The sequence below is a fragment of the Aquimarina litoralis genome (genome assembly GCF_019295435.1).
GTDB lineage: Bacteria > Bacteroidota > Bacteroidia > Flavobacteriales > Flavobacteriaceae > Aquimarina > Aquimarina litoralis_A.
Genome location: NZ_WEKL01000054.1, coordinates 32281 through 44538, shown reverse-complemented (window position 1 = coordinate 44538; position 12258 = coordinate 32281). Strand labels below are relative to the sequence as shown.

Below are 12258 nucleotides of genomic sequence, written 5' to 3'. Positions count from 1 at the left end.
AAAAAGTAGTATTTTTATAAATTATTATTTTCTTTTAAAAAAGAATTATTTAAAAAGCTCCAAACATGAATAAGAATTTTTTAACCCTGCTGATTGGAATGTTATTACTGACATCGGTATCAGCTATAGCTCAGAAAAAAGTACTTCCAAAAAGTCATCATGATTTTTCTGGTACAACTCAGGAAATTACAGATGAGTTTACAAAAACGCTGGGATTATCAAAACAACAGGCCGCAGCAGTGTATCAGCTCTTTGAGAAAAGGAAAAATGACGCAAGGTCTAAGTCTGGAAATTCAAGATCGATTAGTAAAAAAACTACATTAGATGATGAAATGAGGAAGATTCTAAGACCAAAACAATTTAAAATTTATTATAGCGAGACCAGACAAGGTAATACATAAATAACCGCAACTAGAATAAAAAAGCCGATCTTCCTAAGATCGGCTTTCTTGTTTTATAGCTTTTCAGCAACTATGCTAACTGCTTTTATAGTTTCATCCAAATCTTCATAAGTGAGGGCTTCAGTTATAAACCAAGTTTCAAATGCACTAGGAGCAATATAAATACCTTGATCTAACATTCCATGAAAAAACTTTTTAAAAGTATCATTATTTCCTTCTGCAGCACTTTCAAAATCAATAACTGATTTTTCAGAAAAATGCACCGAGATCATAGAACCTATTCTATTTATGGTATGCACTACATTTTTCTCTTCTAGTACTTTAGCAATTCCTTCATGTAAGTAAGCTGTCTTTTTAGCAAGACTATCAAATATTTCCGAATGATCATTTAATTCTGTTAACATGGCCAATCCAGCAGCCATCGCCAAAGGATTTCCACTTAAAGTACCTGCTTGGTACACAGGACCTAACGGAGCTAAGTGATTCATGATTTCTTCTCTGGCAGCAAAAGCTCCTACAGGTAGTCCTCCTCCAATTACTTTTCCAAAAGTAACAATATCAGCATCTACTCCTAATAACTCCTGTACTCCTCCTTTTGCCAATCTAAATCCTGTCATTACCTCATCAAATATCAGAAGAATATTATGAGCATCACATAGTGATCTTAAACCTTCTAAAAAACCTTCTACTGGTGGAATACATCCCATATTCCCAGCTACAGGCTCAATAATTATACAGGCAATCTCATTTTTATTAGAATTGATAATCTCTTCTACATTTTCTAAATCATTATATCTGGCCAACAAAGTATCTTTTGCTGTTCCCTCAGTTACTCCAGGACTATTAGGACTTCCAAAAGTTACCGCTCCACTACCTGCTTGAATTAGAAAAGAATCACTATGACCGTGATAGCAGCCTGCAAACTTGATGATCTTATCCTTTTTTGTAAATCCTCTTGCCAATCGCACTGCACTCATACATGCTTCGGTACCAGAGTTTACAAAACGTATTTTATCTATATTAGGCACCATAGAAACCGCTAATTCGGCAATTTTAGTCTCTATTTCTGTTGGCATTCCAAAACTAGTCCCTTTTTTAGCTTTTTCTACCACTGCATTTACCACAGGAGGGTGCGCATGTCCTAAAATCATCGGACCCCATGAATTGATATAATCGATTAAACGATTCCCATCTTCATCATATAAATAAGCTCCTTTGGCTTCTTTTACAAAAATCGGATCACCACCTACAGCTTTAAATGCACGTACGGGAGAATTCACTCCTCCTGGAATTACCTTCTGAGCCTCTACAAATAGAGCGCTGCTTCTTTTATAAATCATAGTAAATTAAAATTCGTCAGTATCGTCTTCGGGCTTTTCTAACTTAAGTACTTGCCCAATTGCAATTGCATTATCTTTTAAATTATTGTAAGCTTTTAATTCTGCAACCTTCAAATTATATCTTCTGGATATCGAGTAAAGTGTATCTCCTTTTTGAACAACATACTCTCCATTTCTTGAAGGAGGAATTTCCTTTTTTTGTGGTTTTTTAGGCTTCTCAGCAACATATGACTTCCCTAAAACTTCAGCATCATATGCATCCAACTGATATCTCTCGATAATACTTATAAGCTTTACAGGATATTTCTTATCGGTTGCATACCCAGCAGCTCTCAATCCATATGCCCAAGACTTATAATCATCTTGTTTATAAGTAAAAAGTTTTGCATACCGTTTTCTGTTTTTTAAAAACAATGAGTGATCTCTAAAAGAGTGACTCGCTTTTTCGTATTTCCTAAAGCATTCTTGTGATCGGTCATCATCATGATACACTCTATCTCCTGTCCAATCATGACATTTGATTCCAAAATGATTATTTGCTTTTCCCGTTAACTCACCATAACCCGCTCCTGATTCTAAAATACCTTGTGCTAGTGTTATACTTGCAGGAATGCCATATTCTACCATCTCATGTTTAGCAATACTGGCATATTCAAATATATAATTCTGGACTTTTTCTTTGTAAGAAACATTGGCAAGAGGCTTTTTTGCAGTCTCTTTTGGTTTTTTTACGGTCTTTACTTCTCTGCTAACGCCTGTTTTTCTTGGCGATACAGTTTTAGTTCTACTAGCAGTTGTTGCCTTTTTGCTTCCACCACATGAAATCAACATTGCGGTCACACAGAACAACATTATAATTTTCCTCACATTCATGTTATATTCTAATAAGAGGGAATTTCTTTTTACTTAGCTTTTTATTCATTCCAGAAACACCTTGCAAACCTCCTGTATGAATGGCTAAAATACGAGTATTTTTTGTAAAATCCCCCTTCTTTATCTTATCAAAAATACCATATATCATCTTAGCAGTATACACAGGATCTAAAGCTATATTTTGTTCTAAAACAAACCTATTTATAAACTCAATTAATTCGATATTTATTTTACCATAACCTCCAAAATGATAGTTCGTTTCTAAATGCCAATTTGTTTTATTGGTATATTTCTTTATCTCATCACTAAGAAAATCCCCTTTTAATGCAGGAAAACCAATTACTTTTTGATGATTTGAACTTGCATTGATAATTCCAGCTATAGTACCTCCGGTTCCTACCGCACAGCAAACATAATCGTATATCTCATCATTGGGAGTAAGAATTTCTTCACAACCTTTAACTGCCAACTCATTTGTTCCTCCTTCTGGTATTACATAAAATGAGCCAAACTCATTTATTAGTTCTTCTAAAAATAAAAGAGATGTTTTTTCCTTGTAGCTAGCTCTACTAATAAATTTTAATTGCATTTTATGATCACTCGCTAATCGTAGTGTATCATTTTCAGATAAAACTCTTGGTAGATCATTTGCTAGTTCTTCTCCTCTAATAATTCCTATTGTTTTTAAACCGGTTATGGTACCTGCAACAGCAGTAGCTGCTATATGATTACTATAGGCTCCTCCAAAAGTAAGAACAGTATCAAATCCTTTATTTTTTGCTTCTACAAGATTATATTTCAGTTTCCTGAATTTGTTTCCAGAAACATATTCATGAATTTGATCTTCTCGTTTTATATCCAGCATTATACCTACTTCTTCTAATATTGGATGTACTACGTTTTGATTAATGGATATAGGTGATACTGAAGAAAAAAAATCCATATAACAATCAGAGGTACTTAATAAAACTCCAGATTTTTCGATGTTCTAAATAGGAAAGTTCAGTTTCCATTTCATAGGCTTCTCGCTCAAAAGAAATATTTCGATAAGCTTCTTTTGTATTTCCATACTGGATTAATCTAACTATATACTCAATTAGATAAACAACATAAAACGGAAGTACTAACAGCTCTAGCTGTTGCTTGAGATGAATTTTTTCGTGGTTTATAAAAACTTCATCCTCTTTTAAACGAGGGTCTTTAACCACGATAAAAGGCCAAAGAGCGATTCCCACAAAATGGCGTCCTATCAAATATTTGTTAACTACAATTGGCATCTAGTTGCAAGATAGTATTTTTGTATTGATGAACAACCCAAAAAAAATACTAAAACCTGAAGAAGGAGATTACTACCTTACTCCTGAAGGGTATAGATGTTTTACTGAACAATACCATCTTAAAAGAGGTTATTGTTGTGAGAGTGGCTGTAGACATTGTCCATACGGCTATGACAAAAAAACCAACAAGTATACCAAAAAATGAATTCTAAGCAACTCATGGTATGATTGTTGTGCTTATTTTTTAAAAAAATTGTTGAACTTTAAAACACAGGATTATGAAATCTTTCTCTCTTTTATCGCTGATCCTAATCATAACACTCAGTTCTTGCTCTACGGTCCGAGTAGCTTCAGATTATGATAGGCAAACAAATTTTAATGGTTACAAAAGTTACGCCTTTTTTAAACCTGGAATAGATAAAGCAGAAATTAGCGACTTAGATAAAAAACGTATTCTAAGAGCAATTGAAGCTGATATGGCTGCTAAAGGATTTACCAAATCTGAAAACCCAGATGTATTGGTAAGCATTTTTACAAAAACTAAAGAAAATGTAAATGTTTATCAAAATAACTTTGGCTTTGGTTGGGGCTGGGGATATGGATGGGGTTGGAATCCTTGGTTTTGGAATAATGGCTTTAATACAGTTTCCAGAACTACAGAAGGAACCCTTTATATAGATCTTATTGATGCTTCAAAAAGAGAATTAATATGGCAAGGTATGGGTACCGCTGCACTCACCACAAAAGTTGAAAGAAAACAGGAAAAAATGAATCAGATTGTATCAGCGATATTAGAAAAATATCCTCCAGAGTTGAAATAATCATTTATTCTGTATTTATAGATATTATAGCCTTTCTAATAAAGAAAGGCTATTTTTTTATGTACATTTATACAAAACCAGACATATAAAAGTATGCGTAATTTTTTACTTGGTGCTTGTATTGCTGCATTCATAGCTTTGGGGATTAGCTATTTTATTATTCAAGCTAAAACCCAAAAAACGGAAATACAGGCTTCTGATCTCATATTGGATCAAATCAGAAATGTTGGCAAACTTGTAGTTACCGAAGGGCACTTTTCGGAAGTTATCACATATAAAGATGCTAAAAAATATTATTTGGATATTCTAACCGCGGAAAAAAAAGCCATTGTAGTAGTAAATGCTGGCGTGACCGTTTCATATGATTTGAGTAAAATTAAGCACACTATTGATCAAGTTAATAAAACAGTAACGATTACTCACATTCCCGAAGCCGAAATTACTATCAATCCTACCATAAAGTATCATGATCTAGAGGAAGATTTTTTTAACCAATTTACCCCAGAAGACCACAATAAAATACAAAAAGAAGTAACTCATCAATTAAATGAAAAAGTAGAAGCTTCTACACTAAAGTCTAACGCAGAAAACAGACTTATAAGTGAATTACAAAAAATCTATATCCTAACTAATAATTTGGGATGGAAATTAGTTTACAAAGGAAATACAGTTACTGATTCTGAACAATTGATACTCTAAAAGCGAACAAACACAATAGGTTACATAAAGGTGTTGTAAAAGTTTTACCTTATTTTAGTACGAGTTATTAGTAGTAAATAATATCGATGAAAATGAATTACAGTAATTTAAGGATACTATTTTTATTTTTTATATGGATTCCCGTTCAAAATATTTTTGCCCAACCTCCCTATGGAAATGCTGGAGAGCATACTGCTGTCTCCATAGAAACTACCGATGCTAACTTTGGATATTACGAATATCTACCTACTGATTTTGATCCTAATTCTGGAGAAACTTACCCATTGATATTATTTTATCACGGTTTAGGCGAAAAAGGAAATGGTTCCTCCGAATTATCAAAAGTATTAAGGCATGGGCCACCAAAAATGATAGAAAACGGAACCAATTTCGAAGCTATTGTTATCTCTCCGCAAAGTGGTTCTGGTTGGTTTAGTCCTAATAATTTTTTGAGTCTTTACGACTATTTGACAACTAATTATCCCGTAGACACTAACAGGTTCTATGTCACAGGTCTTAGCGCAGGTGGTGGTAGTACTTGGAATGCTCTAAAAGCTGATCATACTAAAGTGGCAGCAGCTATACCAATTTGTGGAGCTGGAAGTGTAGCTAACCCATCAGAGTTTTTACAACAAACCCCTATCTGGGCGCATCATAACTTTAATGATGGCACTGTAGGAAGAGGACAAACAATCAATAATATGAACCGAATTGCTAATACTGGAAATTCTGTGATGGACGTATATCCCTATGGAACCGGAAATACCGTTGCAGATGACGATTACACCATGCAATTCGATACGCAAAGTCAAGAATGGACCTCAGAAATAGGAGTTCTTAACCCAACTGACAAACTATCTTTTACATTATATCGAAATGGAGGGCATGATGCTTGGACTAAAACCTACAACAATACAGATGTTTGGGATTGGTTATTCTCTCAAAGTTTAAATACCGTCTTAAGTGTGGATGATTTTGAAACCTCATCTACAACAGTGTATCCTAACCCTACTTCTGGTAATCTTAGGGTAAAAAAACAGAACAATACCGAAGAAGTGTTAGAAATCTACGACTTAACAGGAAGAAAAATCTATTCGAATAAGATCTCCAACAACCAATTAATAACTATTAAACCACAAGGCGCTGGTTTATATATGGCAAGAATTCTAACATCCAAGAATATCAAAAAAACATTTAAAATAGTTATTAAATAGTACGTTATTACTTCTCTAGGTTTTTAAGTGTGCTTTTCAGCATAGCTGGTACGATCAATTTGTGAAATGGTTTTACTGGAAGGAAATAGAGCTTCCCAAACCAATTATTAAAATGAACGATCGTTGAAATTATAAGTTCCTTTTTAGTGCCTTCTTTTTGAATTATCAACAAAGAAACTCTAAAATTAAGATGAGCATCATTTTCTCCTAAAATCATTTCATTCTCCGTTTTATTATACACTTTAAAAATTCCAACCTTATCTCCAATTTCTCCTTTGAAATTTTGTAGCACCTCTTCCTTTTGTTGTAAATCACCTCCCGTTTTAAGCCCAAAAAGGGTTACTATTTTATTTCGTAAAACAAATAACTTTCCTATCCATCCTGGCGAAAAAGAGAAAAAAGCTCTTGTAACCGTTAAGATATCTATTTCTTTTTCTTCATCTATAAATTCACTTTTAAAGCTATCAGAATACTCATATGTTTCTTTTACTAAGGAAGATATTTTTGGTAAATCTACTTTTACAACTTTGATCCTCATTTTTCAATTTTTTGTAAAACAGGATTAAATGCTTTAGAAGCTACAATAACCTTGTCCCCTATTTTCAGATTGACAATTTCTTTTTCTTGAGCCACAACTTTTACCACACTTTGGCCAATAAGAACGGTTACTATATAGAACACATCTTGTTTACTAATAGCAATCACATCGCCTACAAATTGGAACTTGCCACTAAGCTGATTATTTGTAAATATAGACATGGGTTCCCCAACCTTTTGGATACGACCATCTTTTAGATCATAGATCATATCTGACATCTTGATAATTTCTCCAATATCATGACTTACCAAAATAGTCGTTAGATGATATGCCTTATGAACCTTTAAAATATAATCTTGTAGTTTAGATCGCATGTTGATATCTAATGCGGATAGTGGTTCGTCTAACAATAACACTTCAGGTTGTCTCACTAGTGCTCGAGCTAAAGCTACACGTTGTTGCTGTCCTCCAGATAAGGTTTCGGGTTTTCTATTTTGCAACTCTTCTAATTCTACAATACTAATTAATTCATCGATAATGTTTTTATCTTGTTTCTTTTCAAGTGCATATTCTAAATTTTTTCGTACGCTCATATTTGGAAACAATGCATAATCTTGAAATACATATCCTATTTTACGTTGTTGAGTTGGAGAATTAATTTTTTGTTCTTTATCAAACCAGGTAGTATCTCCTACAGAAATTTGCCCTTTATCTGGTGTTAATAATCCTGCAATGATCCTCAGCGTAGATGTTTTGCCTGCTCCCGAAGGTCCATATAATGTTACAAACTGTCCTTTCTGAATATTCAATTCAATATCAAGTTCCATTTTTCCAGCAGCCGAACGTAAAGTCTTATAAATATGGGCTTTGATCATTTCCAGAACTTTTTTAGATATCCTCCATTTATCATATATACGGATAGCAACACCATAAATGCAATGATGAATAGAATTATAGAATAGGTATTTGCTTGTGTATAGTTTAATGCTTCTACCTCATCATAAATAGCAATAGACACTACTTTCGTTTTTTCAGGTATATTGCCTCCGATCATCAAAACAACACCAAATTCTCCAATGGTATGCGCGAAAGCTAATACAACTCCTGTTAATAGCGAGGGTTTAATATTGGGTAGCAGTACACTAAACAATGTTTTCATTTTTGATTTACCCAAAACATAAGAAGCTTCTGCTAAAGAATTAGGTAAACCGGCTAATCCGGACTGAATTGGATTAACCATAAATGGTAAACTATACATCATCGACCCTATTACTAATCCAGAAAAAGAAAAAATCAATCGTATTCCAAACCAATCTTGTAACCAAGCACCAAAACTATTTCCAGGACTAAAAGCCATTAATAAATAAAACCCCAAAACTGTTGGAGGTAATACTAATGGCATACTTACTAAAGTTTCTACAATAGGTTTCATTCTTGATTTAGAAAATGCCAACCAATACGCTAAAGGAATAGAAATCGCTAACAAAATTATGGTAGTTACCAATGCAAGTTTAGCAGTTAATATTAATGGTCCCCAATCGATCATTTAGAAAGCATAATTTCGTTAACCTTTACCATAGCAACTACATTTTGACCTTCTTTTAGTGAAAGTCCTTCAAGAATTTCAGATGTAACTAACGCTACTATATCTCCAATACTACTTGCCAAGGTTACTTTGCTTAGTAATTCTCCTTTTTCAATAATAGCAATGGTAGCTCTAATTTTGTTTTCAACACTTATTAAAGGTTCTTCTTCAGGAGTAATAATCACTTCCGTTTCTTTAAACAAAACACTGATTTGCTTTCCTTCTTTTAAGTAAGAAGCCGTTTCCGGAGTTTCAACTAGAATAGCCTTAAGTATATGAGCATTATCTATTGCAACAGAAATCATAGATAAACTTTTGCTTACCTGTATATTAGAAATATGTCCGGAAAAAACATTCATTAGTTTAGTAGTAAACTACCTCAGCGAATTTAAATCTCGATTATCGAGTAAATATCCGAAATCTTCTAATATTTTCTGAGCTTCTTCAGAAAAAAGAAAATCATAAAATTTTGTACTATTAATTATATCACTGTCTTCTTTCTTTATTAAAATAACTCCCTGCTCTATCGGCTTATATTGGGTAGTATCCAATGCTTGCCAATGTCCTTGATTCCCCATATTTGGATACATCACTACAGATTTAGCCGTAAAACCGATCTCTGAAGATTTAGATGTGATAAACTGATTGGTTTGAGCAATACTTTCTCCATATACTAATTTATCCGCTACGAGCTCATAAACCTCATTTGCTTTTAGAATTTCAATAGCTGCATGTCCGTAAGGAGCTGTTTTAGGGTTTGGCAAAGCAATACTTTGTATATTCTCATGAGAAAGCCCTTCTATTGAGGGATCAATCTCCTCATATAAAGACCATAATACCAACTGACCATATGCATAAACCTTAGGTTTTTCTACCGCAAATCCGGCTTTAAATATTTCTCTTGGATATTTCATATTTGCAGAAACAAAAACGTCATAAGGAGCTCCTTCTTTGATCTGCGCAGTTAGTTTTCCAGATGAACTAATAACCACATCACAAGAAATGCCAGTTTGCTTGGTAAATGCATCTGAAATTTCTTTGATAGCAAACTGCATATTAGCCGCTGCTGCTATGGTAATATGATTCTTTTTTTCTTCTTCGCATCCTGCTACAGAAACTAACAAGATCAGAGAAAAAAGAAACTTCAATTTTAAAAACGATAGTACCCTATACCTCACTAATTCCTGGATTTATTGTAATAGTTTTGTAATATTTCATCCATGGTATCCACTACTTCTTTTGCATTATTTTTAGTAAAACACAAAGGCGGTTTTGTTTTTAGCACACTATCATCAGGACCATCTGTACTAATCAATATAAACTTATTTCGCAATTCATTTTTAATATAATGTGCTAATTCACGATTCGTTTCCTGACTTCCTTCTTTTATTATTTCAACTCCAAGAAAAAGACCTGACCCTCTTACATCTCCAATACAATTGTATTTGTCTTGAAGCCCTTGTAACAACGATTTATAATATACTCCAACTTCTTTTGCATTTTCCTGAAGTTTTTCTTCTTCTATTGTTTCTAGAACAGACAATGCTACAGCACAAGAAACTGGATTCCCTCCGAACGAGCTAAAAAACTCAACTCCTTTACCAAAGGACTCCGCAATTGCTGATGTCGTAATAACAGCTCCCATAGGATGTCCATTAGCAATAGGTTTCCCTATAATTACAATATCTGGAATTACTTCTTGCATTTCAAATCCCCAAAAATGATTCCCTAATCTACCAAATCCAGTTTGCACTTCGTCACTGATGCAAACGCCACCTTGTTGTCGAATCTCGGGATATACTTTTTCCAAATATCCGGCAGCCAAAGGAACTTGTCCACCACAACCCACAATAGGTTCTGCGATAAAAGCTGCTATAGGATGATCAGAGTTTTTAATTTGTGCTACTGCTTCTTCAGCATATAATTTTCCTGCATTATCATCTTTATGTTTTCCTCTATAGGTATCTGGAATCGAGGTTTTAAGAATATGTCCTTTTTGTCCATCTCCTTTGGGATTATTGAATTTATAATCACTAATATCTATAGAAACTTGGGTATTTCCATGATATCCGTGCTCCATTACCATTATCTTTTTATGTTTGGTATGTGCATGTGCCATTCGAATAGCCAAATCACTTGCTGCACTTCCTGAGTTTACAAAAAACACTCTGTCTAAGGATTCTGGAAATTTAGACAATAGCTTTTCAGCATAGGTCGGTAACACATCAAACAAATATCTTGTGTTTGTATTTAATTTCGCCATTTGTTGTTGCCCTGCCTCTACTACTTTGGGATGCGAATGACCCACATGCGGTATATTATTATACGCATCTAAAAAAGTATTTCCTTCCTTATCATACATATATTGAAAAGCAGAACGCTCCATGAAAATCGGATCTTCATAGCTTAAGGATAGCACAGGACTTATATATTGATGTCTTCTGTTTATTTCTTCTGTTACTTCTTGTACTTTAAAAATAGGCAACCCTATTGCTTCTCTAAAAACATTTTCTGCATGAATTGGATTGATGCGTAACCATTTGTGCAACATGTTCCAAGCATACTTTTCACTTACAGTAGCATAAGTATTATCGGGATCCATTTTTTTAGCATAAGCTGAATTGCAAACACTCGTACAAAGTCTGGCTGCTACTAAATAGTACAATACGCTAACTTCTTTTTCCTCTAGAGGAAGGATATCATGATATCCTTTGATGATAGTTAAAGCCCAATCCAACGGATCTTCTTTATCATAACATCCATAAGTGATAGCGATTGCCAACTCATTAATCAAATGAGAATATGCAATATCTCCAAAATCAATGATTCCGGAAACTTTATTATTATCAGTTAAAATATTCCATTCATTCGCATCATTATGAATAATTTGCTTCCTTAATTCGGATAGTAATGGAACTACATTTTCTTCATATTGCATGAAAAAATAGCGTACGATATTTCTATTATGTGGATCTGAAATATATTGTAGATACTTTTTATTTAGTGGAAAATATTGAAGATCCCACTCCCATGTTCTGGATTTTAAAACATAACTTTCAATTCCTCGAAGCTTATTATTCATGCTAGCCATAAAAGCTCCTATACCATAAGACAGCTCTTTGGTAGGCTCAATATCTCCTACGAATTTGCCTTCCAGAAAAGATAACATTCTACAAATAGATAGATTTCCTCCTATTTCTATCACTTTAATATAACTGTTATCTGCAAAGCAAATAGGAATTGGAAAAGCATTGTTACCTTGTTCTTGTAGATCCAAAAGGATTTCATTTTCTGCTTCGAGAATTGCTAATAATTCTTTGTCATAAGCATACGTTTTAAAAATAGATGTATTGACATTTGTTTTGACAATATAATTGATATTATCATAGCCATTTATTCTCTTGACCTGTGGTTGATTCAAAGAAAACTCAACCTCTAATAATTTATCGATCATAACAAAAACCTCTTAGAATATCACAGGTTAAATATACAGTATTACTGGTAGTTATG

The 12258-nt window shown here is 33.6% G+C and carries 15 protein-coding genes; 5 read left to right on the top strand and 10 right to left on the bottom strand.

What is annotated here, in order from left to right; all coding sequences use genetic code 11:
* Positions 1–65: 65 nt before the first annotated feature.
* Complete coding sequence (locus tag GBO31_RS20575) at positions 66–401, top strand: hypothetical protein (protein WP_219010358.1); 336 nt, start codon at positions 66–68, stop codon at positions 399–401.
* Positions 402–454: 53 nt separating this feature from the next.
* Here the strand turns inward: GBO31_RS20575 and hemL are convergent, their stop codons facing one another.
* From hemL to GBO31_RS20555, 4 genes are read right to left on the bottom strand one after another with little or no spacing between them, the layout of a single operon-like run.
* On the bottom strand, positions 455–1741 hold the full coding sequence (gene hemL, locus GBO31_RS20570) for a glutamate-1-semialdehyde 2,1-aminomutase (protein ID WP_219010357.1): 1287 nt from the start codon (positions 1739–1741) through the stop codon (positions 455–457).
* 6 nt (positions 1742–1747) lie between these two features.
* Positions 1748–2614, bottom strand: a complete 867-nt coding sequence (locus GBO31_RS20565) for a glucosaminidase domain-containing protein (RefSeq protein WP_219010356.1) — start codon at positions 2612–2614, stop codon at positions 1748–1750.
* Position 2615: 1 nt separating this feature from the next.
* Positions 2616–3557: a 1-aminocyclopropane-1-carboxylate deaminase/D-cysteine desulfhydrase gene (locus tag GBO31_RS20560; protein WP_219010355.1), complete on the bottom strand. Its 942-nt coding sequence runs from the start codon at positions 3555–3557 to the stop codon at positions 2616–2618.
* A 7-nt stretch (positions 3558–3564) separates the two neighbouring features.
* The gene (locus GBO31_RS20555) at positions 3565–3891 is read right to left on the bottom strand and encodes a hypothetical protein (protein WP_219010354.1); all 327 of its coding nucleotides are present in this window, start codon (positions 3889–3891) and stop codon (positions 3565–3567) included.
* Positions 3892–3919: 28 nt separating this feature from the next.
* On the opposite strand from GBO31_RS20555, the gene GBO31_RS20550 reads away from it, so the two are divergent.
* From GBO31_RS20550 to GBO31_RS20535, 4 genes are all read left to right on the top strand, one after another.
* Positions 3920–4096: a DUF5522 domain-containing protein gene (locus GBO31_RS20550; RefSeq protein ID WP_219010353.1), complete on the top strand. Its 177-nt coding sequence runs from the start codon at positions 3920–3922 to the stop codon at positions 4094–4096.
* A gap of 73 nt (positions 4097–4169) precedes the next feature.
* Positions 4170–4712, top strand: a complete 543-nt coding sequence (locus tag GBO31_RS20545; protein ID WP_219010352.1) for a DUF4136 domain-containing protein — start codon at positions 4170–4172, stop codon at positions 4710–4712.
* A gap of 93 nt (positions 4713–4805) precedes the next feature.
* Positions 4806–5411, top strand: coding sequence for a DUF4230 domain-containing protein (locus tag GBO31_RS20540; RefSeq protein WP_219010351.1), 606 nt, complete (start codon positions 4806–4808; stop codon positions 5409–5411).
* A 92-nt stretch (positions 5412–5503) separates the two neighbouring features.
* Positions 5504–6625 carry a T9SS type A sorting domain-containing protein gene (locus tag GBO31_RS20535; RefSeq protein ID WP_219010350.1) on the top strand — a complete coding sequence of 374 codons (1122 nt, stop codon included), beginning with the start codon at positions 5504–5506 and terminating at the stop codon, positions 6623–6625.
* Between the two features lie 7 nt (positions 6626–6632).
* On the opposite strand, the gene GBO31_RS20530 is transcribed toward GBO31_RS20535, so the two are convergent.
* From GBO31_RS20530 to GBO31_RS20505, 6 genes are read right to left on the bottom strand one after another with little or no spacing between them, the layout of a single operon-like run.
* A complete protein-coding gene (locus tag GBO31_RS20530) occupies positions 6633–7163 on the bottom strand; it encodes a DUF2867 domain-containing protein (protein WP_219010349.1) in 531 nt (176 codons plus the stop codon).
* Positions 7160–8038, bottom strand: a complete 879-nt coding sequence (locus GBO31_RS20525; protein ID WP_219010348.1) for a sulfate/molybdate ABC transporter ATP-binding protein — start codon at positions 8036–8038, stop codon at positions 7160–7162. Before GBO31_RS20525 ends, GBO31_RS20530 begins: the two co-directional genes overlap by 4 nt.
* Positions 8035–8706: a molybdate ABC transporter permease subunit gene (gene modB / locus GBO31_RS20520; protein ID WP_429725821.1), complete on the bottom strand. Its 672-nt coding sequence runs from the start codon at positions 8704–8706 to the stop codon at positions 8035–8037. Before modB ends, GBO31_RS20525 begins: the two co-directional genes overlap by 4 nt.
* Positions 8706–9107, bottom strand: a complete 402-nt coding sequence (locus tag GBO31_RS20515) for a TOBE domain-containing protein (RefSeq protein WP_219010346.1) — start codon at positions 9105–9107, stop codon at positions 8706–8708. The genes modB and GBO31_RS20515 overlap by 1 nt, the downstream gene beginning before the upstream one ends.
* 15 nt (positions 9108–9122) lie before the next feature.
* Positions 9123–9896, bottom strand: coding sequence for a molybdate ABC transporter substrate-binding protein (modA, locus tag GBO31_RS20510; protein WP_246615934.1), 774 nt, complete (start codon positions 9894–9896; stop codon positions 9123–9125).
* A 29-nt stretch (positions 9897–9925) separates the two neighbouring features.
* A complete protein-coding gene (locus GBO31_RS20505) occupies positions 9926–12202 on the bottom strand; it encodes an aminotransferase class III-fold pyridoxal phosphate-dependent enzyme (protein ID WP_219010345.1) in 2277 nt (758 codons plus the stop codon).
* Positions 12203–12258 lie beyond the last annotated feature (56 nt).